This is a genomic window from Arthrobacter sp. Soil_C_49, assembly GCF_057656635.1.
Map to the genome: position 1 here is coordinate 1 of NZ_JBDGJZ010000005.1, position 21021 is coordinate 21021.

Below are 21021 nucleotides of genomic sequence, written 5' to 3' on the forward strand. Positions count from 1 at the left end.
TTGCAGGCCGGAGTAATCTCCTGGCCGCACGCCCTGGTCATGGTGGAGGAAACCGCCGGCCTTGACCCCGCCGGCGCCGCCGCCCTCGAGGCACACTTCCTGGACCCCGAGGCGCCCAGGCCGGCTACGGCCGCCCCGATCGGTGAGCTGCCCGCCTACCGGTTCCGCTATAAGGCCAGGAACTGGCGGGAACGCCACCACCCGGAATCCATCGAGAAACGCCACGCCAGGGGTGTAGCGGACCGGCGGGTGGAATACCGGCCGGATCAGGACGGGATGGCGTGGCTGTCCGCCTGCCTGCCCGCGGACCAGGCCATGGCGGGCTGGAACCGGCTCACCGCCCTCGCCCGCGGAATGCAAGGACCCGACGAGCACCGCACCCTTACACAGCTGAAGGCCGACAACTTCACCGAGGCGATCCTTGGCAGCGGCAACGGCGCCGGTGCGGCGGCTGGCCCGTCCTCGCGGATCAAGGCGCAGGTGCTGGTGACCGTGCCGGTATGCTCCCTCCTGGGATCAACGGAGGAGCCGGCGATGCTGGACGGGTATGGTCCGATCCCGCCGTCGATGGCCCGCGAACTCGTTGCCAACGGTGCCACTTCGTTCTACCGGGTGCTGGTGGACCCCAGGGATGGGGCGCCACTGGAGATCGGCCGCACCAGCTACCGCCTCACCAAAGCGATGAAGAAGGCACTGCAGCTCCGGGACGGTAAGTGCACCTTCCCCGGCTGCAACAACCCCTCCCTGGACAACGAGGCAGACCACCTTAAGGCCTGGAAAGATGGCGGCAACACCGGGCTCAGCAACCTGGTCCAGCTCTGCCCCAAGCACCACCGCCTCAAACACTCCACCGGCTGGACGCCCACCCCGGCCGCCGATCACGAACCACCGGGCTGGATCTCACCCACCGGGCGCCACTACAAAACCGAACACCACGACTGGGAACCACCAATCTGGCCCAGGCAACTAAGACCGCTTTGGACAGACGCCACGAGGTTTCGATCGCCACCCGGCGAGCCGCCGGACTTGGTCTACTCCAGATGCTCCCCCGGAGAGGACTACATAGAGCGGTTCCTCCACGGCAGCACCTAGCGAACCCGTAATCGGAGCGATCGGCGGGTCCTGCATGTCCAAGTGCAGGACCCGCCCCAAACGCATGTCACAGGCCTGGTCGTATCCCACTGCCTTCATGCGAGCCTTGCCCGGCGCCCCTTCCCGAGCAGAAGGTCATTCAGGTCATTTCTGCCCGGGTGCCGGCGCGCGCGATAGTGCGAGCGCCCACCCGCCAGCTACTCCGATGGCAAGTAGTACGGCTACATAACCGATCGCCGGTCCGCTTGGCCATGTCAGGGCGCCGCCGTGCCGCAGGAGTGCAATGGCTTGCAGAAGGACGAAGGCAACGGAGGTCAGGGCCACGGGGCGGACGGTGCGGAGGTCGCGGCTAAACTGGCCCTGCGCGGCAGCCCACCCGAGGCCAACCAGCCATGCTCCGATCGCCCTCCCCGTTAGTTCGGACAGTGTCCACGGCCACCACGCCGCGGCGAGAGTGGGTACGGCCAGGAGCGCCACGCCGTACAGCAGCAGTACCCCGGCGATTGCCGCCAGGAGCAGCCGGAGCGCAAGGGGCAGCACTGGCCTTCCCGCTGTCACAGTCTTTGGCGCAGGACCCTGCGACCGGATCTGCATCCTGCTGATGACGAGCATCGCCACGGGCACCAGGGCATAGATTGCCAGCCACGCCCAGGTGGCTATCCGGGCAGTGGGGGCAGCATTGGAAGACAGGTGGAAGCGGTCGATATGAAGCAGGGTGACTCCCAAAGTTAATGCAGTGAAGATGAACACGGGCCATACTGCCAGCCTCGCTGACTCCCAACTCTCCGAACGGGCGCCCGTCACCTCCAGGCCTGCACTTGACCAGTAAGCAGCGCCGAGGAAGACCGCGGTCATGGGCGGATTGACTGTCCAAGAGAAGAATTCATCAGTCCGCAGCGGAAACACGAACAGCACGAGCCCGGCGAGAAACACGAGGAATGCAGCGACGTAGAGCAGCCGCCGCATCGGCACAATCAACGGCATGACCTCAGTCGAAGCGGACATCACCCGGGCAGCTTCCCGGATACGGCTTCCTCACCAGGTGCAGGAGGCGCCGCAGGCAGGGGGTTCTCCGCCAGGTAGGTGTGAAGCATCGAGACCACGGTGGCGCCGTCCCCCACTGCGGTGGCCACTCTCTTGATCGACCCTGCCCGCACGTCACCGATTGCGAAAATTCCCGGCATGCTGGTTTCCAGCGCCAAAGGCGCCCTGTCCGGCCTGACAGCCCCGGCAGCACTGACATTCCGGTTGACGCCGGTGCGCAAAAAACCGGCCGGGTCACGCTCTACGGTGTCGGGCAGCCAGGAGGTCCGCGGCACCGAACCGATCAGCACGAACAAGCCGCCCGCGTCGATCTCCTCGCTTTGGACTGCGTCGGGAGCACCGGCTGCGGCGACCTTGACGGCGGCAAGGAAGCCGTCCTGATCTCGTGCCCCCACGAGCACGGTGCCATAGCGGATGGCGACGTTCCGCGTAGCCTCAAGTTGGGAGATGAGGTACTCCGACATACTGGCCGACAACGAGGGTCCGCGAACCAGCAGCGTCACCTTCGCCGCGTACCTCGCAAGGTGCAGAACCGCCTGTCCGGCCGAGTTGCCGCCACCCACGACGCAGACGTGCTTTCCTGCCATCGACGGCGCCTCAGAGACTGTGGCCCCGTAGAAAACGCCCCTGCCTACCAGATCCTCCAGCCGCGGTATGCCGAGGCGGCGGTAGTCCACGCCGGTGGCCACCACCACAATGCGGCACCGGACCACAGTGCCATCGGAAATCGATACGGAGTACAACCCGCCGTCCGCACGGAGCCCTTCCACCTTGCGGAGGAAGAGGAAGTCCGTACCCAAAGTCCAGGCCTGGTGGAACGAGCGGTAGGCCAAGTGGGCGCCGCTCACTCCGCGGGAGAAGCCCGGGTAGTTGCGGATCAACGAGCTCGTGCCGGCCTGGCCTCCCACGGCCTCTCCCTCCACCACCATGGTGGCGAGGCCCTCGGAGGAGGCATAAACGGCGGTCGCGAGGCCGGAGGGGCCGGCTCCCACTACCACCACATCGAAAATCTTGTCGGCCGGTGGCGGCCGCGTCACCCCCATCGCTTCGGCGATCTCCAGGTCAGTGGGGTTTTCGAGGACAATCGGTGGAGCGGTGAACTCGAGTACCATAACCGGCAGCACGGGGTCGCTCAGGTGCAAGCTCGCCAGCGTTCGTTGGGCGCTCTCGGACCCCGCGGGGTGGAATCCTACCGGGATGTGGTTCCGGCTCAAGGAGTCGCGCAACATATGGGTCCTTTGGTCGCCCAGCTCTCCGATCAGCCGGACCGCCTCGAACCCGACTCCCTGGGCCAGCTGCCAGTCGTCGAGGGCGTCGGTAATCGCCCCGTGGAATTCTTCGTCGCGCGGCCGTTCCGGACGGATGATGACCAGTTCGGCGTACCCCTGCGCGATCGCCCGGAATACAGTGGGCGCGCTGGCGAAGTCGCCCCATGTCACCACAACAGCACGCTTGGCTGCCGGGTGGAATCCATAGGCACGCCGCAGGAAATCGAGTCCGCCACGGTCAGCCGGTCCGTAGCATCCGAGGATGAGGGCGACTTGGCGGTTCCACCGCCGGAGCCCCTCAAGCACCGCCCGCCCGTGGGCGTGTTCGGCGCACACCACCACCTCGTAGTCGGCACCGTACCGCCGGCGTAGCTCGTCTTCCAGAATGCGCCGCGAGGCCGGATCTGGGGTGGCAATCAGCATGATGGGAACCGGGTCATCCATGGCTGGCGTCTTTCCGGATCAATGGTTCGGTGGCGATCACGATACTCGCGCCGGGACAGTGGGGACAAGAGATTTCCTCGTTCCGAGGCCGCGGAGATTCTGCCACAATAGCTCCCGACGGCGGGGCAGCGGCATGGCCTGATCAGAATCGGAGTGGTGGAAATGGAGAACCCCATGGAAGATCGCCCGATTCGAGGAATCAGCCTCACCGCCACGCCCAGTGGGACAGGCTGCATGGAGTGCCTTCAAGGCGACGGCCCAGGTTGGTGGCTGCATCTTCGCCGCTGCGCCCAGTGCGGCCACATCGGCTGCTGCGATTCGTCGCCGTCACAGCACGCCCATGCCCACGCGAGCGCTGCAGGTCACCCTGTCGTGAGGTCCTTTGAGCCTGGCGAGAACTGGTTTTACGAGCACACCACACAGAAGTTCTTTCGCGGCCCGCGGCTGCCGGATCCTCAATCCAGGCCTCTGGAACAGCCGTCACCCGCACCGCCAGACAAGGTACCGGCAGACTGGCAAGAACGCCTCCACCGGTAGCCGCAGAGCCGGAGCAAAGCCACTGACACCGGGCCCCGGCGAGGAAGGCTGGTTAGGCTGTAGGGATGGCGACAGTTATCCTCGTGCGGCACGGCCGCACCACAGCCAATGCCGCTGGTCTGCTGGCGGGAAGGGCGGCCGGTGTCAGTCTGGACCAGATCGGGCGCGAGCAGGCAGCATTGACCGGGGACCGGCTCGCAGTGGTGCCCTTAGCCGGGGTGGTATCGAGCCCCCTTGAGCGTTGCCAGCAAACCGCGCGGCTCATCCTCGACCGGCAGGCCGGTAATCCTTCTGCGCCGACAGATCCCGATCTCACCGAGTGCGATTACGGCCAATGGCAGGGACGCCTGCTCAGTGATCTCGCAACCGAAGAGCTGTGGCCGGCCGTGCAGTCGCAGCCGTCCGCCGTCGTTTTTCCCGGCGGTGAATCCATGGCAGCTATGCAGGCTCGGTCGGTAGCAGCAATCCGCCGTCACGATGCAGCTTTCGAGGCCGAGTACGGGCCAGGAGCCGTGTGGGTGGCGGTAAGTCACGGTGACATCATCAAATCAATCCTTGCCGACGCGTTGGGTATGCACCTCGACCTGTTCCAGCGCATTAACGTGGGCCCTGCCTCCTTGTCGATCGTGCACTATGGCGCCGTTCGGCCGAGCGTCTATGCCACTAACACCGACGCGGGGGATCTGTCCTGGCTGTCGAAAGGCATCAACTCCGGCGACGCACCAGTGGGCGGCGGTGCCGGGCAGACGGCACATTAAACCTCATGTGCCTAAAATACTGACATGCCCACACGTGTTCACGAGTTTGCCTGGCCCGACCGGGTCGTCATCGGTACTGTCGGCGTTCCTGGGGCGCGCACGTTCTACCTCCAGGTACGCACGGGCAAGCAAATTGTGAGCATCGCCCTGGAGAAGCAGCAGTCGGCCCAGCTTGCCGAGAAGATTGACGAAATCCTCGATCAGCTCATCACCCTCGAGGGCAACCCCTTCAGCGTTCCCACGGGCACTCCCATCGAGCTCGTGGACAATGACCAGCTCGAGGCGGTTGAAGAGCAGTTCCGAACCGGGGCCATGACCTTAGGTTGGGATCCGACGACGGCGCAGGTGGTAATCGAGGCATACCCGATCACCGATGTCGATGACGACGAATCGCTCGAGGGGAACGGCGTCGAAGTGCCCGAAATGTTGCTGGTGCGGATGCCGGTTGGCACCGCCCGCGCGTTCGCCAAGCGTACCCGGGAGGTGGTGGGCGCCGGGCGTCCCGCGTGCCCGCTCTGCGGTTATCCCGTGGATGCGGACGGGCACGTCTGCACGCTGCCCGAGGTCTGATGCCCGCGCCCGACCTGCTGACTGACGAGCTGACGCTCACCGGGAGGATCACGACGGCGTCGAATGCCACCTTTGTGGGCACCATCGGCGACACCACGGTCGTTTATAAGCCGATAGCCGGGGAGAAACCGCTGTGGGATTTTCCCGATGGCTTCCTTGCCCACCGGGAGGCCGCGGCCTACCTGGTTTCTGAGGTCCTCGGCTGGAACGTGGTGCCCCGCACCTGGCTCCGCGATGGTCCTTTAGGCAAGGGAATGGTGCAGCTGTGGCAGGATACTGACCCCGACCAGAACGCGGTGGATCTCGTTGCGGCCGACGACGTACCGGAGATCGGGTGGAAACAGGTCCTCGAGGGCCAGGATGAGACCGGCCGGATGGTCGCCCTCGTACATGAAGACACACCGGAGCTCAGACGAATGGCGGTGTTCGACGTCGTGGTCAACAACGCCGACCGCAAAGGCGATCACATCCTTGCCATGCCAGGCGGACACCGGCACGGCGTGGACCATGGGCTGACCTTTCACCGTGACCACAAGCTGCGCACGGTCCTGTGGGGGTGGCTGGGAGACACATTGACCGACGAGGAATGCGACGGAGTCGATCGCGTCAACGAAGGACTGCGTGGTGAGCTGGGGCGAAACCTGGCGGACTTGCTGAGCGCCGGGGAAATTGCCGCACTCGCCGCGCGCTGCGACCGGTTGCGCTCGCAAGGGCGGTTTCCGGGTCCGCAGGGTGGGATGCCCGCGGTGCCGTGGCCGCTGTTCTAAGGACACCCGGGCTACGGGCTTCGCAGTCGCAGCTTGTTCCGTGGCGTGGATGGCGGGGCATGTACGCCCGCAACGGAGGCCAGAAGGGATCGTTAGATCACCTCGAGCGCGCGTTTGTGGGTGGGCGGGGGGTAAGCGTGGTCCAGATCGGCCAGGTCGCCAGGCGTGAGCTGAACGACAAGTGCCTGGTGGCAATCCTGGACATGCTGCGGGCTTGAAGCTTTCGGAATCGCCAGGACGAGCGGCTGCCTGAGCACCCAGGCGATGGCGATCTGCGGCGGGTTAACACCGTGTTCGGTAGCAATGCGGACCAGCACGGGATCGTCCAGCATTCGGCCCTGCTCCAGGGGTGAGTACGCCATGACCGGGATGCCCCTCTCGACGCACCGGGGCAGCAGATCGAACTCGATGCCCCGGCGGGTCAGGTTATACAGCACCTGGTCGGTCGCGACCTTCTGTCCGCCGGGAAGGCGCATAAGCTCGTCCATGTCCCCTACGTCGAGGTTGCTTACGCCCCAGTGCCGGACCTTTCCGGCGCGCTGCAGGTTCTCGAAGGCTTCGAGCGTTTCTGCCAAGGGAGCAACGCCCCGCCAATGCAGCAGGTACAGGTCGATACGGTCCGTTCCCAGGCGACGCAGGCTGCCCTCACAGGCGGCAACAGTTCCGCGCAGCGTCGCGTGATGCGGCAGGACCTTGGTCACCAGGAACGCTTCGTCCCGGCGTGCTGCCAGCGCCCGGCCGACAAGTTCCTCGGCGGCGCCGTCGCCATACATCTCGGCGGTATCGACCACGGACATACCAAGGTCCAGGGCCATCTGGATCGCCGCCTGCTCGCGCGCGGCGTTGCCGGGGTGCTCACCCATTCCCCACGTTCCGATTCCGAGTTCCGGGACAGCCTCACCGGACGGAAGAAGTATCTCGTGCATCGTGACTCCCGTCAGAAAATGCCGGTTCCCGTAGTGGAATGTGCTGAATCCCGTTTTGCCGGCGGACCGCACCGCCCCGGTTGCTTCAATTTACTCCGCAGGAGCAGGACATGACAGGTGCCCTAAGTCCGGGACCGGTGCAGCGCGGCTCCTGAGGACGGCAAATCTACTACCGCTCCGGCGAATTGGCCCTTGACTTCTGCGTTGACCGTTGTCAGTCTTTTCGACAACAGGAGGGGCGTCTTTCCGCTCCCAGCCAGTGGAGGCTGCTGATGTACCGTGCCAGGTCGTTGACGCGTTCTGCGACTTCCGGGGACCGGGTAACGCGTCTTGAGTTGTTCTTCGATCTGGTCTTTGTCTTCGCGCTATCGCAGCTGTCCCACCATTTGCTGGAGCATCCTTCGGGGGTGGGTGCCGGTGAGACATTTGTGCTTCTTCTCGGAGTTTATAAGGTGTGGGTGTACACGACGTGGTCGGCGACGTTGCTGGACACTTCGCGGCTTGAGGTGCAGTGGATGCTGCTGATCGTCATGTTCGTCACACTGTTCATGAACGCCTCAATCGGCGCAGCGTTTGGCGCCTTCGGCTGGCTCTTTGCTGCGGGCTATCTCCTGGTTCAGCTCGGCAGAGGTGCGTGGATGCTCACTGTCGGCCTTGACCGAACCACCCACGACCACTTCGTGCGCACGCTGATCTGGGGCTGCATGAGCGCGCCTTTTTGGATTGCCGGCGTCTTCTTCGGTCCTGGGACACGTTTAGCGTTCTGGGGTGTCGCTGCCGCGATTGATTTGGGCGGCCATATGCTGGCACATCGGTTGCCGGGCAGAAAAACCGAAGGAATCCGGGTTCCGCTTCCGGGAGAGAGAATCTTTGAGCGATTCGGGTTGTTTTACCTTATTGCGCTCGGTGAGACGATCCTTTCAACCGGCCTGGCGATAGCGGGCAATCTGGAAGACCCCTTGATCCTTCTCACCGGGACTGTAAGTTTTGCTGGCAGCGTCGCGATCTGGTGGTGCTACTTCCATAGCCTTGAGCGGGAGATTCTGGAAAAGCTCTCTTCCGTTGATGATCAGTTCCGGCCCGGTATATTGGCCGGCAACGCGTTGTTGGTGTTACTCGCGGGCCTGATCCTGGTAGCGGTTGGTGATCAGCTCGTGATCAGCGATCCGGCCGCCCGCCCTGATCTGGCCACCGTCCTGTTTCTGTATGGCGGGCCGGCTCTTTTCCTTGCCAGCCGGGGCTTTTTTATTCATCGGGTACTGGGCCACCGCGTAGTGTCCGATCTCGCCGGCATCGGGGCCCTGGCGGTCCTGGCCAGCTTGAGCACCTTCCTCCCGGCATTCGTTGCCGCTATAGGGGCGGCTCTTCCCCTCTTGGGTGTAGCAGTGTCCGACGGCGTGAACCGCCCCCGCCGAACGAAACAGGGCGCCCGTTGACGGTTATTGAAGGTCAAGGAGCGCATTTCGGCCGGCTTGGCCGCCTGGTGGAGGCCCCGCTGTCCTGAGCTATTCCTGCACGGATGTCACAAAATCACCGGGCACTGCCCGCTCTCCAGCAAGATAGAGCTCCCCCACCCCATACCTATCCACCGGGGGAACCAGCCGCACCCTCGTCTTGCGGAATTCTTCCGCGGCCGGAATGGTTCCAGCAGTATGGCCCTTCCCTTTCCCCGGATTTCCATCCTCGACCGTGCCAACGCCCGGGTCGGTTTTCCGGCTGCGGACGCCCTGAACCGGGTCCTGGAACGGGCCCAGCGGGCCGAGGAATGGGGTTACCACCGCTTCTGGGTCGCAGAGCACCACGCGGTACCAGGCATTGCCGGTTCCGTTCCGGCCGTGCTGATGGCCGCCGTCGCTGCCCGGACGCACTCCATCCGGGTCGGTTCAGGAGGCATCATGCTTCCCAACCACCAACCAATCGTGGTGGCCGAACAGGCGTCCACGCTGGAGGCTCTGCATCCCGGGCGGATCGACTTGGGCGTTGGCCGGTCCGTCGGTTTCACCCCGGCAGTCCGGAATGCGCTGCGCGCCGGGAAACAGGACGCGGAGCGGTTTGAAGACCAGCTGGCCCAACTGCTTGCTTACCTGTCCGGCGCCGCACCCATCACTGCCCGGCCGCAGAACGATTCGGCTGCACCGGTATTCGTGCTGGCCACCGGTTCCGGAATCGATGTTGCAGCCCGTGCCGGCCTGGCTGTGGTGTTGGGCGGGCCAGCCGTGTTCCGGACGGATCAGAACGGCACACTCCCTGCCCTGGAAAGGTATCGCTCACAATTCCGTCCATCACGCTGGTTCGAGCGGCCCTTCGTCCTGGTTTCCGCCAACGTAGCAGTGGCCGCGACCCGCCAGGCGGCGAGGGACCTGCTTCTGCCCGAAGCCGTCGCGCTGGCCCGCTCCCGGACCACCGGCGAATTCGCTGCCTTGGCGCCCGTGGGTCCAGCCGAGTGGGCCGGGCTGACTCTCCGGGAAAAGGAAGCGGTCGAAAGGAGCCTGTCCACATCGCTCTACGGCACGGCCTCCGAGGTGCGGACCCAAATCCAGCACCTGCTCGCGACCTCCGGAGCTAACGAGTTGCTGATCACAGGCGGAGCCTTCGACGTCGAGGCACAGGCAGAATCCGACCGGCTCCTGGCCGGGCTCTTCCCCCCAGACGAGAGCCGCAGCATGGACGACCGCCTTGGATTCGCGGCATCCCAGCAGACCTGACTTGACGCCACCTGGCGCCCTCACAGCGCACCCGCGGCCATCCCCCTTAAACTTAAAGATCAGATGCCGGAAGGCAAAAAAGGCGGTCGACCCAAGTCGACCGCCTCAGCTTTTTGCGCTTCTTAGCCCGAGCGCCGAGCCTAGAAGTCCCAGTCCTCGTCCTCGGTATTGACAGCCTTGCCGATCACGTAGGACGAACCCGAACCCGAGAAGAAGTCGTGGTTCTCGTCAGCGTTCGGGGACAGTGCCGAGAGGATGGCCGGGTTCACGTCCGTGACTGAGGACGGGAACATTGCCTCGTAGCCCAGGTTCATCAGGGCCTTGTTGGCGTTGTAGTGCAGGAACTTCTTGACGTCCTCGGCCAGGCCAACGCCGTCGTAGAGGTCGTGCGTGTACTGGACTTCGTTTTCGTAGAGCTCGAAGAGGAGCTCGAACGTGTAGTCCTTAATCTCCTGCTTGCGTTCCTCGGACAGGCCTTCGAGACCCTTCTGGAACTTGTAGCCGATGTAGTAGCCGTGCACGGCCTCATCGCGGATGATCAGGCGGATCAGGTCAGCGGTGTTCGTCAGCTTGGCGCGTGAGGACCAGTACATGGGCAGGTAGAAGCCCGAGTAGAACAGGAAGCTCTCCAGCAGCGTGGAAGCCACCTTCCGCTTCAGGGGGTCGTCGCCCTGGTAGTAGTCCATGACGATCTGCGCCTTCTTCTGAAGGTTCGCGTTCTCGGTGGACCAGCGGAACGCCTCGTCGATCTCCTTCGTGGAGGCCAGCGTGGAGAAGATGGAGGAGTAGCTCTTGGCGTGCACCGACTCCATAAAGGCGATGTTGGTGTACACGGCTTCTTCATGCGGGGTCAGCGCATCCGGGATCAGCGAGACGGCCCCCACCGTGCCCTGGATGGTGTCCAGCAGGGTCAGGCCGGTGAACACGCGCATGGTGAGCTGCTGCTCAGCAGGCGTCAGCGTGTTCCATGACTGGACGTCGTTGGACAGCGGCACCTTCTCCGGCAGCCAGAAGTTGTTGACCAGGCGGTTCCAGACGTCAACGTCCTTGTCGTCCTGGATCCGGTTCCAGTTAATGGCCTCGACGTGGCTCAGCAGCTTGACCTTTTCGCTCATCATTTCCTCGCTTGTTATAACAGAACCAGCACTTTTGGGCCTGGAGTTGGGGGCTGGGCCGCAGGCTTCAGCCCCCAACCCACTTACACGCGCTGGCTTATCGTTCCGCCAGGATTACGCTTGGCCGCTGCGTCTGTCACGAATTGTCCAGTGGCCGCCGACCGGTTCACGGTCTTGGCATTGGACGTTCCGTTTCCAACGCGCTCGGTGGTCGTCTTCGACGGCCACCGAGCGGCTGCTGCGTTACTGACGAAGCGGCCACTGCCGGCGCTCCTGTTTACAGTCCTACCCATAATTATCACCTCCTCCAGGGCAATCACGCCCCGGATGAGGACCGCCTGGCAGCGGTGCAAAACTCATGTAAACTCAACAGTCCAAGGTGCAACTTTGGAACCGTCTCATTACCGGGACATTTGAGGAGTCATGTTCGAGCATGACTCCTCAAACTTTTAAATCTCGCGTACGACGGCGGGCGGGCACCCGCCGTCGTACTTCACGAGTCAGTTGAAGCTACAGCTACAGCATGCAGCTGACGCAACCCTCAACCTCTGTCCCTTCCAGCGCGAGCTGGCGGAGACGGATGTAGTAGATGGTCTTGATGCCCTTTTTCCAGGCGTAGATCTGGGCCTTGTTGATGTCGCGCGTGGTGGCGGTGTCCTTGAAGAACAGCGTCAGGGACAGGCCCTGGTCCACGTGCTGGGTGGCGGCGGCGTAGGTGTCGATGACCTTCTCGTAGCCGATCTCGTACGCGTCCTGGTAGTACTCCAGGTTGTCGTTGGTCAGGTACGGCGCCGGGTAGTACACGCGGCCCAGCTTGCCTTCCTTGCGGATCTCGATCTTGGACGCCACCGGGTGGATCGAGGAGGTGGAGTTGTTGATGTAGGAGATCGAGCCCGTGGGCGGGACAGCCTGCAGGTTCTGGTTGTAGATGCCGTGCTCCATGACCGACGCCTTCAGCGCCAGCCAGTCAGCCTGCGTGGGGATGTGCACGTCCTTGAACAGCTCGCGGACCTTCTCGGTCTGCGGAACCCATTCCTGCTCCGTGTACTTGTCGAAGAACTCTCCGGAGGCGTACTTGGACTTTTCGAAGCCGCCGAAGGTCTGGCCGGTCTCAATGGACAGCAGGTTGGAGGCGCGGACGGCGTGGTACACCACCGAGTAGAAGTAGATGTTGGTGAAGTCCAGGCCCTCTTCGGAACCGTAGTGGACCCGCTCGCGGGCCAGGTAGCCGTGCAGGTTCATCTGGCCCAGGCCGATGGCGTGGCTCTGGTCGTTGCCCTTGGCAATGGACGGCACCGAGGTGATGTTGGACATGTCCGAGACAGCCGAGAGCGAGCGGATGGCAGTCTCGATGGTCAGGCCGAAGTCCGGGCTGTCCATAGTCTTGGCGATGTTCAGCGAACCCAGGTTGCAGGAGATGTCCTTGCCGGTGTCAGCGTAGGACAGGTCATCGTTGTACGTGGTGGGCTGGGAAACCTGGAGGATCTCCGAGCACAGGTTGGACATGATGATCTTGCCGTCGATCGGGTTGGCCCGGTTCACGGTGTCCTCGAACATGATGTACGGGTAGCCGGATTCGAACTGGATCTCGGCGAGGGTCTGGAAGAACTCGCGGGCCTTGATCTTGGTCTTCTTGATCCGGGAATCGTCCACCATCTCGTAGTACTTCTCGGTAACCGAGACGTCGGAGAAGGGCATGCCGTAGACGCGTTCGACGTCGTACGGCGAGAACAGGTACATGTCCTCGTCCTTCTTGGCCAGCTCGAACGTGATGTCCGGGATGACCACGCCAAGGGAGAGGGTCTTGATGCGGATTTTCTCGTCCGCGTTCTCGCGCTTGGTGTCCAGGAACCGGTAGATGTCCGGGTGGTGGGCGTGCAGATACACGGCACCGGCACCCTGGCGGGCACCGAGCTGGTTGGCGTAGGAGAAGCTGTCTTCGAGGAGCTTCATCACGGGGATGACGCCGGAGGACTGGTTCTCGATCTGCTTGATCGGGGCGCCGACTTCGCGGATGTTGGTCAGCGCGAAGGCCACGCCGCCGCCGCGCTTGGACAGCTGCAGCGCGGAGTTGATGGAGCGGCCGATGGACTCCATGTTGTCTTCGATGCGCAGCAGGAAGCAGGAGACCAGCTCGCCGCGCTGCTTCTTGCCGGCGTTCAGGAAGGTGGGGGTGGCCGGCTGGAAGCGGCCCTCGATGATCTCGTCCACCATCTGCAAGGCGAGCTGCTCGTTGCCGCGGGCCAGGTGCAGGGCAACCATGCACACGCGGTCCTCGTAGCGCTCCAGGAAACGCTTGCCGTCAAAAGTCTTCAGCGTGTAGGACGTGTAGAACTTGAACGCGCCCAGGAAGGTCTCGAAGCGGAACTTCTTCTTGTAGGCGCGGTTGAACAGGTCACGGATGAAGTTCATCGTGTACTGGTCGAGGGTTTCGCGCTCGTAGTACTCATTCTTGACCAGGTATTCGAGCTTCTCTTCCAGGTCATGGAAGAACACGGTGTTGTTGTTCACGTGCTGCAGGAAGTACTGGTGGGCGGCCTCGCGGTCCGCCTCGAACTGGATCTCGCCGCTGGGACCATACAGGTTCAGCATCGCGTTCAGCTCGTGATAGCCCAGGCCCTTGTAGGCGGCAGGCATCTCAGGCTTCTGGGCCCTGGTTACTTCTGTGTCTGCGACAGTCGTGTCCAAAACGTGTCCAATCCATTGTTTACACGGGTCACGTCGTCTGGCGTGCCCATTAATTCGAAGCGGTAGAGGTGCGGTACTGCGCACTTGGCGGCGATGATGTCCCCCGCCATGCAGTAGTTGTCCCCGAAGTTTGTGTTGCCGGCCCCGATCACCCCGCGGATCAGCTGCCTGTTCTGCGGGTTGTTCAGGAACCGGATGACCTGCTTTGGGACGGACCCCTCTCCCCCGGTGCCGCCATATGTCGGCACCACCAGCACATAGGGCCGGGTGGCAAGGAGGGGTGCGTCCTTCGGGAGCAGCGGAATCCGGGCCAACTCACGGCCAAGCTTCGAGACGAAGCGGCTGGTGTTCTCGGATGCCGAGGAAAAGTAGATGAGCTGGCTGCCGGTGACAACCGCGGAAACCGGCTCCGCAGCATCCACGCGCTGAGCCGCGTGGGTTTGCTGCGTTCCGGAGGTTCCCTGCGATGTATAGGAGTCCTGCACCATGTAGGATTCCTGTGCTGCTGGTGCTGCCATGGGAGTCACCTCAGCTGGTTGACGGTTGCCGGCAGGAAAAAGTTTGGCCCCTTAGGCCACGGAGGAGACGGCGGAGAGCGCCAGTTCCTCGATCTTGTCCGGGCGGAAGCCTGACCAGTGGTCCTGGTCCGTGACCACAACGGGGGCCTGCATGTAGCCCAGTGCCTTCAGGCGCTCCAGGGCTTCGGCGTCCTGGGAGATGTCAACGCTCTGGTACGCGATGCCCTTTTTGTCGAGAGCCCGGTAGGTGGCGTTGCACTGAACACAAGCAGGCTTTGTGTAAACCGTTACGGTCATGGTTCCTGTCCCCTTTTCTGGAAAACTTGCTCGTCCGGTGTTCCCGCCCAAGCTGTACCTAGATACTACATCTAGTGCAGACGCCTCTTTGGAACCCCAAGATGATGTATTACAAGTATGTCATTTAATGCACCTTTAATCCACAGGGAGGGGCCATCAAAATGTCCGGAATCCCGCTGTTTTCGCGGACGGAATCCACACCCTGTGGAGTACTTAGCCACAATTAACGCCCAGCGTGTCGTGGAAAAGACGGCGTGTCGCACCTGCCGCCCGGAGTACCGGCGGGGTGCGGACGGCACCAAAAAGGGGCTCCGAAGTGACCTTCGGAACCCCTCCAGGTGATCAAACGCACGACGCTGGCGGCCGGCAGGTGCCCCACCCCGCCGCAGTCAGCGGCTGCTAGAGCTGGACCTCCCGGCGGTCCAGCACCACCTGCTGCACATCCAGGTAACCGGACTGGAAGCCGGCCCGGGAGTAGCACAGGTAAAACAGCCACATCCGCTGGAACACCGCATCGAAGCCCAGCTCCGCCACCTCGCGGGACCGCTCCAGGAACCGTTCCTCCCACAACCGCAGCGTGGCAGCGTAGTGGTCCCCCATGCCCATCCGCTCGCGCACGCGCAGCGTGGTGTGCTGCTGGGTGACGCCCTCGATGGCCCGGACGGACGGCAGGAAGCCGCCGGGGAAAATGTACTTGTGAACCCAGGTGTAGGCGTTCCGGGTGGCCAGCATCCGGCCGTGCGGCATGGTGATCGCCTGGAGGGCCACTTTTCCGTCCGGCGCCAGGACGCGGTCGATGGTCTGGAAGTAGATGGGCCAGTATTCGTAGCCCACAGCCTCGATCATCTCCACGGATACCACGGCGTCGTACTCGCCTTCCACGGCCCGGTAGTCTTGCAGCGCGACTGTCACCCGGTCCGAATAACCGGCTGCGGCAATCCGCTCCTGCGCGAGTGCCTGCTGCTCGCTGGAAAGGGTGACGCTGTAGACGGTGGCGCCCCGGGCTGCTGCCCGCAGTGCCAGCTCGCCCCAGCCGGTGCCGATTTCCAGCAGCCGGGTTCCCTCTCCCACGCCGGCTTTGTCCAGCAACCTGTCAATTTTTGCCCGCTGGGCTTCCGCCAGGGCCTCCCACCCCACGGCGCCCAGCGGTCCGGCGTCAGCCGGGAACAGGGCTGAGGAATAGCTCATGGTGGAGTCGAGGAAGTTCGAGAACAGGTCGTTGGAGAGGTCGTAGTGCCGGGAGATGTTGCTGCGCGTGTTGTGTTCGGCATTACGCTCCTGCCGCGGGGTACGCGGCAGGTACAGTGCGCGGAGTTTCTGCAGCGGCGTGGGAATCAGCGTGTCCACCGATGCGGCAAAGACTTCAAGGACGCCGGCCAGGTCGCTGGCTTCCCAGTCACCGGCCATAAAGGACTCACCCAGCCCGATCAGGCCGTTGTCACCGATCCTGGTTTCGAACGCCTCCGGCCGAACCATCACCATCACCGGGGCATCGGGCCCGCCCGTCCCGATGACGGTGCCGTCCGGGTATTCCACCCGCAGGGGCAGGCGCTTGGCTGCCCCCTTGAAGAGGAGCCCGGCGGCCTTTCCGGCAATGGCTGCTTTGGCTCCCGACGGCGGGTGGGCCACTCCCGGCCACAGGTCCGCATCGATGGTGGCGGGCGACGCCGGCACTCCCGTTGGGTGCCAGGCTCCGGCCAGCTGCGTGGCACCTTGGCCAGGCGCCGCCTTCATGGCTTTGGCTTCAGCCTGCTGCGCGGCCTTTTCCCGGAAAGGAGCTGCGGCCGTTTCGTTGTCGTCCGTCATTGTCATTGAACTGCCTCCTGTGAGGGGTGGTGTGGTCTGGCGACGACGGGCAGGCGTCTTGCCCAGAGTGTAATGCCCTGTACCCGGATGAGCGCGGAAACCAGCAGCGGCGCGGCCGGAACCGTGAACGCCGCCGCCAGGATGTTCCGCACGGTGGCGGGCCGGCGCGACCCATCCATGGACGCGACGAACGGCCGGTGGCCCTCGCGGTCCAGGACGATGGAAACGGCCAGCCGCTCCCCCGGCGCAGGCAGCTTCATCCGGTATTGCCCGTCCACATCGTTGAACGGTGAAACGTAGAACGCCTTGGGAACGGAGGCCCGCCCGGAGGGGTCCGTCCGGAGGAGGTAGCAGTGCCGCTCTCCGTACGTGTTGTGGACCTCGGCAACCACGCACTCAAGCTCGCCGCTGGAGCGGTAGCACCAGAACAACGTCAGCGGATTGAACACGTAGCCGAAGACCCTGGCGCTGGTCAGCATGTGGATAGGGCCGCCGTCGGGCTCTATCCCCTGCGTGCGCAGGTACCGCTCCACGTTGCTGCGGATGGTGGCGTCCGGATCGCCCAGATGGTCGCCGGACCGGAAGACGGCCAACGGCCGCAGCGGTAACGGCAGCCTCGGAAGCCTGTCAACGTCGACGAACCAGCTGTAGCTGCGGTACGTGAACGAGTTTTTCAACGGGGTATGCCGCACGTGCGAGATGGAGGTGCGGTAGATCGCGGAGCTCATACCGGTTCCGCGGCGGCAGCAAGCTGCCGCCCGCCGTCATCGAACGAAGCGGGTCCTTCAGCGGGCAGGACAGGAGCCCATTGCCGGCCAAGCTTCCCGGCGGCCCGGACGCCGGACAGCGCGCCATCCTCGTGGAAACCCCAGCCAAGGTATGCGCCGGCGTAGGCAATGCGCTCGTCGCTGAGTGCAGCGATTGCCTGCTGTGCCTGCACCGATTCGGGCGTGTACTGCGGGTGCTCGTAGACCATCCGTTCCAGTACTGCCTCATCGGCAATGAGTTCGGACTCCCCCAGGCTCACCAGGTACCGCTTGCCGTCCAGCGGGCTCAGCCGCTGCAGGCGCGTCAGGTCGTAGCTGACCAGGACCTTGTCCGGCCGGGCTTCGCAGGACGGCAGCCGGTAGTTCCAGGATGCCCGGGCATTGTCGGCGGACGGCAGAACAGCCGGATCCTGGTGGAACACGGTGTGGTTCACCGAATACGGCATCCCGCCCAGCGCTTCCTTCTCGTCCGGCGTGGCGTCGGCCAGGAACCCGAGCGCCTGCGCCGGGTGGGTGGCAATAACAACGGCCTGGAAATCTTCCACTCCGGCTTCGGTCACCAGTTCGACACCAAGCGCGTGCCGCCGGACGGCGGAAACGGGTGTGTTGAGCCGGACATCCGGAAGGGTGGCCGCCAGCTTCTCCACATACCGCGCCGAGCCGCCGGTGACCGTGCGCCACTGGGGTGAGCCCTTGACGCCCAGCAGCCCGTGGTGCCCAAGGAACGTGAAGAGGTAGCGGGCCGGATAGGCCAAAGCGGTGGTGGGGTCGCAGGACCAGACGGCGCTGACCATCGGGGTCATAAAGTGGGAAATGAAGTAGGGGCTGAAGTTTTCCCGTTCGAGGAATTCGCCCAGGGTCAGCTCGGGAACTGCCGCCTCCGGGCTGACTGCGGAGACCGGGGCCGTGTTCAGCAGCGCCCTGGCCTTGCGGTAGAAACGGGTGACCTCCAGCAGCATCAGCAGGTAGCGGCCCCGCAGCAGGCTGGACGGACGGGCGATGATGCCGCGGGCACCGCCACGGGCACCGGCGTATTCCAGCCCGCAGCCGTCGCAGCGGATGGACATGCTCATTTCGGAATCCTGGGTTTCCACCCCCAGCTCGGCAAACAGCCGCAGCAGTGTGGGGTACGTCCGCTCGTTGTGGACGATGAATCCGGTGTCCACGCCGAGAACCGAGCCGTCCGGTTGCGGCATGTCGTGGGTGTGGGCGTGTCCGCCCAGCCGCGAATCCGCCTCGAACAGGGTCACGTCGTCCTCGCGGTTGAGGACATAGGCGGCCATGAGGCCGGCAACGCCGCTGCCTATGACGGCCACCCGCCGTCGTCCGGTTCCGCTTGCTGCTGGGTCAGGTGACAATTGATGCTCCTCTGCTGAACATTTGCCAGGTATGTGTATACGTAGGGAAGTTCGCAGCACCCGGGCCGCCGGATGGGTGCGTGCTTCAGCTTTTTCGACAGGAGGCGGCAGAGTACTGTGGGCTGGTGGTAAATCCGGTACACCTGAAGACCCTCCTGGAGGTCACGCGGCTGGGCTCGTTCGCGGCCGCCGCGTCAACGCTTGGCTACACCGCCTCAGCCGTTTCCCAGCAGATGTCCGCGCTGGAACGGGACACCGGCGTCGTCCTTTTCCAGCGCTCGGCGCGCAGCGTGGTGCCCACGGAAGCCGCCGTCGTGATGACCCGGCACGCCGCCAAGGTACTCACGGACATCGAGGCACTCATGGCTGCCGCCTCTAAAACACAGGATTCGGCGCACCAGGAACTGCGGCTCGGGATCTTCCCCAGCCTGGCCACCTTTGTCCTGCCGCGGATCCTGAAGAATCCAACGTGGAAGAACCTGGGCATCGACCTGAAGGTCTCCGTCGCTGAGCCCGGCCAGACCATCCAGGGGCTGCGCGCCGGCGGCGACCTGGACCTGGCGGTGGTTTTCCAGGTGGGCCAGACCGGCTTCGCGTGGCCCAACACGATCAACAGGCAATGGATCGGCGACGACGACTTCCGTGTGGTGCTGCCTGCCGGCTGGGGTTTCCGTGCCGAAGCGAAAGTGGCAGCGGACCATTTGTCCGAGATGCCCTGGATCATGCACCACCCCGGAACGAGCGATGCCATGGTCATCGAGCGGCTCTTTGCCGGCTGCAACCTGCACCCACGGGTAGTGGCCCACAGCGACGACTTCCATGCCAGCCTGGAGATGGCGGCTGCCGGGCTGGGGGCGGCCCTGGTCCCCGAGCTCGCGCTGCGGAACAAACCCGCAGGCGTGGTGGTGCTGGACGTACCGGAAATCCGGCTGGCCCGCAATGTTTTCGCACTGCTCATCAACGACAGGAAAACCGCGCGGGTACAGCTGTTTGTCGACTTGCTAGCCGAGACCTTCGCCGGGATGCCCAAGGCGGTGAATTAGGCCCGAACGCTGGAATGCACCGCTGTTCGGGTCTATGTTGAAACTATGAACAAGGTAGCGAGCCAGCACTTTGGCGAGATCGAGCTCAATCACGGCAGCGATCACAACATCGCTGCCAAACATGAGCTGCGCGGCCATCCGCTGGAGATCGACCTGAATATCACCGCGCACGACCACTTCGACGAGGCGGCAATGCGCAAAGTCGATTACCGCCTGCGGTTCCTGCCCGAACTGGTCGACGAAGTGCGGGACATGATTGCGGAGGAGCTGGACCAGGAAGGCACCAGCCCCCAGGAATACCTTCACTTCCACTGCAACGCGCTCAAGGACGAATACCTGCACAAGGTTTTTGGTGTGGAGGACCGGAGCCAGCTCACCAAGGAAGTGTTCCTCAAGGCACTGAAACTCGGCCACGTGGGTATCTATCCGGGCCAGCCTGAACGCTACTTCGTGATGGACTTCACCCTGGGCGAGCACTTCACCGATGAAGTCCTGGTGGCCTCGGCGGACGAAGACGGCGTAGTGGACGACGAGATCGTCTGGGAGTCCTAAAACCCGGGGTGGTGGGCCATGGGCGGAACCAGAACCGGGACCTGGCGGCTTGCTGCGACACTGCTCGTCGCCGGTGTGGTGGTCTCACTCCTGGCTGGACTGCTGCACGCGGAGTCCCATGACCCGAACGACCATGCAGCATCGTTTACTGCCTACGCCAACAGCAGTATCTGGACCGCGGTCCACTTGGGTCAGTTTGTTGGCATGGCGCTGGTGTGCGCCGGACTGGTAACTCTCTGGTCCGCCCTGGACCTGCGGCGGGGTGCCCAAGCGTGGATCGCCGGCATGGGGTCTCTTGCTGCCGTCCTCGCGTTGGCACTTTACGGCGCGCTGCAGGCAGTTGACGGTGTAGCCCTCAAACAGGCGGTGGATGCATGGGCTGCCGCTGCCGAGCCGGACAAGGCGGCACGATTCGCCACCGCCGAGGGGATCCGCTGGCTTGAATGGGGAATGCGCAGCTACCAGAGCTTCCTGCTGGGCGTCGCGCTGCTTCTCCTGGGCGCCGCGGTGGCTGCGCGGCGCCGTGTCTCCCGGGCTATCGGCTGGCTGATGGCGCTGTCCGGGCTGGCATATCTGGCGCAAGGCTGGATCATCGGCGAACATGGTTTCGCCGCCGCCAATTCGCTGCCCACCCTGGTCGGTATCATCGCTACCGTCATCTGGACTGTCTGGCTTGCTGTCAGTGCCTGGCGGATGGAGGAGACGACGGCTTCGACAGGCTAGGGCGCCGAACAGAAACGACGTCGGCCGGTCACCTGGGGTGACC

General features: G+C 63.9%; 20 protein-coding genes. 10 read left to right on the forward strand and 10 right to left on the reverse strand.

The genetic code is table 11. From position 1 onward, the window contains the following. On the forward strand, positions 1-1092 hold a 1092-nt coding region (locus tag AC3A4Z_RS09905), incomplete at its 5' end, for an HNH endonuclease signature motif containing protein (protein WP_498711436.1). 144 nt (positions 1093-1236) lie between these two features. Here the strand turns inward: AC3A4Z_RS09905 and AC3A4Z_RS09910 are convergent. Both AC3A4Z_RS09910 and AC3A4Z_RS09915 read right to left on the reverse strand, forming a co-directional pair. Beyond that, positions 1237-2076 carry a hypothetical protein gene (locus tag AC3A4Z_RS09910; protein ID WP_498711437.1) on the reverse strand — a complete coding sequence of 280 codons (840 nt, stop codon included), beginning with the start codon at positions 2074-2076 and terminating at the stop codon, positions 1237-1239. A gap of 20 nt (positions 2077-2096) precedes the next feature. Beyond that, a complete protein-coding gene (locus tag AC3A4Z_RS09915; RefSeq protein ID WP_498711438.1) occupies positions 2097-3848 on the reverse strand; it encodes an NAD(P)/FAD-dependent oxidoreductase in 1752 nt (583 codons plus the stop codon). Positions 3849-4082: 234 nt separating this feature from the next. On the opposite strand from AC3A4Z_RS09915, the gene AC3A4Z_RS09920 reads away from it, so the two are divergent. From AC3A4Z_RS09920 to AC3A4Z_RS09935, 4 genes are all read left to right on the forward strand, one after another. Next, a complete protein-coding gene (locus AC3A4Z_RS09920) occupies positions 4083-4385 on the forward strand; it encodes a UBP-type zinc finger domain-containing protein (protein WP_498711617.1) in 303 nt (100 codons plus the stop codon). Between the two features lie 65 nt (positions 4386-4450). Continuing rightward, positions 4451-5143 (forward strand): MSMEG_4193 family putative phosphomutase, encoded by a 693-nt coding sequence (locus tag AC3A4Z_RS09925; protein WP_498711439.1) that lies wholly within the window; start codon positions 4451-4453, stop codon positions 5141-5143. 24 nt (positions 5144-5167) lie between these two features. After that, positions 5168-5713: a DUF3090 domain-containing protein gene (locus AC3A4Z_RS09930; protein ID WP_498711440.1), complete on the forward strand. Its 546-nt coding sequence runs from the start codon at positions 5168-5170 to the stop codon at positions 5711-5713. Next, on the forward strand, positions 5713-6480 hold the full coding sequence (locus AC3A4Z_RS09935) for an SCO1664 family protein (RefSeq protein WP_498711441.1): 768 nt from the start codon (positions 5713-5715) through the stop codon (positions 6478-6480). Before AC3A4Z_RS09930 ends, AC3A4Z_RS09935 begins: the two co-directional genes overlap by 1 nt. Before the next feature lie 92 nt (positions 6481-6572). On the opposite strand, the gene AC3A4Z_RS09940 is transcribed toward AC3A4Z_RS09935, so the two are convergent. After that, positions 6573-7406, reverse strand: coding sequence for an aldo/keto reductase (locus AC3A4Z_RS09940; protein ID WP_498711442.1), 834 nt, complete (start codon positions 7404-7406; stop codon positions 6573-6575). Positions 7407-7678: 272 nt separating this feature from the next. Here AC3A4Z_RS09940 and AC3A4Z_RS09945 point away from each other — a divergent pair, with 272 nt between their 5' ends. Continuing rightward, entirely contained in the window at positions 7679-8842 is a 1164-nt protein-coding gene (locus AC3A4Z_RS09945; protein ID WP_498711443.1) for a low temperature requirement protein A, read from the forward strand. 216 nt (positions 8843-9058) lie between these two features. Beyond that, positions 9059-10111, forward strand: coding sequence for an MsnO8 family LLM class oxidoreductase (locus tag AC3A4Z_RS09950; protein WP_498711444.1), 1053 nt, complete (start codon positions 9059-9061; stop codon positions 10109-10111). Between the two features lie 140 nt (positions 10112-10251). Here AC3A4Z_RS09950 and nrdF read toward each other — a convergent pair whose 3' ends face one another. From nrdF to AC3A4Z_RS09985, 7 genes are all read right to left on the reverse strand, one after another. Next, complete coding sequence (gene nrdF / locus AC3A4Z_RS09955; RefSeq protein WP_498711445.1) at positions 10252-11226, reverse strand: class 1b ribonucleoside-diphosphate reductase subunit beta; 975 nt, start codon at positions 11224-11226, stop codon at positions 10252-10254. 516 nt (positions 11227-11742) lie between these two features. Further along, on the reverse strand, positions 11743-13863 hold the full coding sequence (gene nrdE, locus AC3A4Z_RS09960; protein ID WP_498711446.1) for a class 1b ribonucleoside-diphosphate reductase subunit alpha: 2121 nt from the start codon (positions 13861-13863) through the stop codon (positions 11743-11745). A 20-nt stretch (positions 13864-13883) separates the two neighbouring features. Further along, positions 13884-14432 (reverse strand): class Ib ribonucleoside-diphosphate reductase assembly flavoprotein NrdI, encoded by a 549-nt coding sequence (gene nrdI, locus AC3A4Z_RS09965; RefSeq protein ID WP_498711447.1) that lies wholly within the window; start codon positions 14430-14432, stop codon positions 13884-13886. A 51-nt stretch (positions 14433-14483) separates the two neighbouring features. Beyond that, positions 14484-14729 (reverse strand): glutaredoxin-like protein NrdH, encoded by a 246-nt coding sequence (nrdH, locus tag AC3A4Z_RS09970; protein WP_050054847.1) that lies wholly within the window; start codon positions 14727-14729, stop codon positions 14484-14486. Between the two features lie 399 nt (positions 14730-15128). Next, entirely contained in the window at positions 15129-16541 is a 1413-nt protein-coding gene (locus tag AC3A4Z_RS09975) for a class I SAM-dependent methyltransferase (RefSeq protein ID WP_498711448.1), read from the reverse strand. Further along, positions 16538-17263, reverse strand: coding sequence for a DUF1365 domain-containing protein (locus AC3A4Z_RS09980; RefSeq protein WP_498711449.1), 726 nt, complete (start codon positions 17261-17263; stop codon positions 16538-16540). The genes AC3A4Z_RS09975 and AC3A4Z_RS09980 overlap by 4 nt, the downstream gene beginning before the upstream one ends. After that, positions 17260-18660, reverse strand: a complete 1401-nt coding sequence (locus AC3A4Z_RS09985; protein WP_498711450.1) for an NAD(P)/FAD-dependent oxidoreductase — start codon at positions 18658-18660, stop codon at positions 17260-17262. Before AC3A4Z_RS09985 ends, AC3A4Z_RS09980 begins: the two co-directional genes overlap by 4 nt. Before the next feature lie 125 nt (positions 18661-18785). Between AC3A4Z_RS09985 and AC3A4Z_RS09990 the strand changes: the two genes are divergently transcribed. The 3 genes from AC3A4Z_RS09990 to AC3A4Z_RS10000 are packed head-to-tail and all read left to right on the forward strand — an operon-like array spanning position 18786 to position 20978. Next, complete coding sequence (locus AC3A4Z_RS09990) at positions 18786-19703, forward strand: LysR family transcriptional regulator (RefSeq protein WP_455834617.1); 918 nt, start codon at positions 18786-18788, stop codon at positions 19701-19703. A 45-nt stretch (positions 19704-19748) separates the two neighbouring features. After that, positions 19749-20255 carry a DUF2004 domain-containing protein gene (locus tag AC3A4Z_RS09995; RefSeq protein WP_498711451.1) on the forward strand — a complete coding sequence of 169 codons (507 nt, stop codon included), beginning with the start codon at positions 19749-19751 and terminating at the stop codon, positions 20253-20255. 18 nt (positions 20256-20273) lie between these two features. Further along, a complete protein-coding gene (locus AC3A4Z_RS10000; RefSeq protein ID WP_498711452.1) occupies positions 20274-20978 on the forward strand; it encodes a DUF4386 family protein in 705 nt (234 codons plus the stop codon). The last annotated feature ends 43 nt before the right edge of the window (positions 20979-21021 follow it).

Coding starts and splice junctions, on each gene's coding strand:
- AC3A4Z_RS09910 (WP_498711437.1), bottom strand. CDS start 2,076: ATGCCGTTGATTGTGCCGATGCGGCGGCTGCTCTACGTCGCTGCATTC.
- AC3A4Z_RS09915 (WP_498711438.1), bottom strand. CDS start 3,848: ATGGATGACCCGGTTCCCATCATGCTGATTGCCACCCCAGATCCGGCC.
- AC3A4Z_RS09920 (WP_498711617.1), top strand. CDS start 4,083: ATGGAGTGCCTTCAAGGCGACGGCCCAGGTTGGTGGCTGCATCTTCGC.
- AC3A4Z_RS09925 (WP_498711439.1), top strand. CDS start 4,451: ATGGCGACAGTTATCCTCGTGCGGCACGGCCGCACCACAGCCAATGCC.
- AC3A4Z_RS09930 (WP_498711440.1), top strand. CDS start 5,168: ATGCCCACACGTGTTCACGAGTTTGCCTGGCCCGACCGGGTCGTCATC.
- AC3A4Z_RS09935 (WP_498711441.1), top strand. CDS start 5,713: ATGCCCGCGCCCGACCTGCTGACTGACGAGCTGACGCTCACCGGGAGG.
- AC3A4Z_RS09940 (WP_498711442.1), bottom strand. CDS start 7,406: ATGCACGAGATACTTCTTCCGTCCGGTGAGGCTGTCCCGGAACTCGGA.
- AC3A4Z_RS09945 (WP_498711443.1), top strand. CDS start 7,679: ATGTACCGTGCCAGGTCGTTGACGCGTTCTGCGACTTCCGGGGACCGG.
- AC3A4Z_RS09950 (WP_498711444.1), top strand. CDS start 9,059: ATGGCCCTTCCCTTTCCCCGGATTTCCATCCTCGACCGTGCCAACGCC.
- nrdF (WP_498711445.1), bottom strand. CDS start 11,226: ATGAGCGAAAAGGTCAAGCTGCTGAGCCACGTCGAGGCCATTAACTGG.
- nrdE (WP_498711446.1), bottom strand. CDS start 13,863: ATGCCTGCCGCCTACAAGGGCCTGGGCTATCACGAGCTGAACGCGATG.
- nrdI (WP_498711447.1), bottom strand. CDS start 14,432: ATGGCAGCACCAGCAGCACAGGAATCCTACATGGTGCAGGACTCCTAT.
- nrdH (WP_050054847.1), bottom strand. CDS start 14,729: ATGACCGTAACGGTTTACACAAAGCCTGCTTGTGTTCAGTGCAACGCC.
- AC3A4Z_RS09975 (WP_498711448.1), bottom strand. CDS start 16,541: ATGACAATGACGGACGACAACGAAACGGCCGCAGCTCCTTTCCGGGAA.
- AC3A4Z_RS09980 (WP_498711449.1), bottom strand. CDS start 17,263: ATGAGCTCCGCGATCTACCGCACCTCCATCTCGCACGTGCGGCATACC.
- AC3A4Z_RS09995 (WP_498711451.1), top strand. CDS start 19,749: ATGAACAAGGTAGCGAGCCAGCACTTTGGCGAGATCGAGCTCAATCAC.
- AC3A4Z_RS10000 (WP_498711452.1), top strand. CDS start 20,274: ATGGGCGGAACCAGAACCGGGACCTGGCGGCTTGCTGCGACACTGCTC.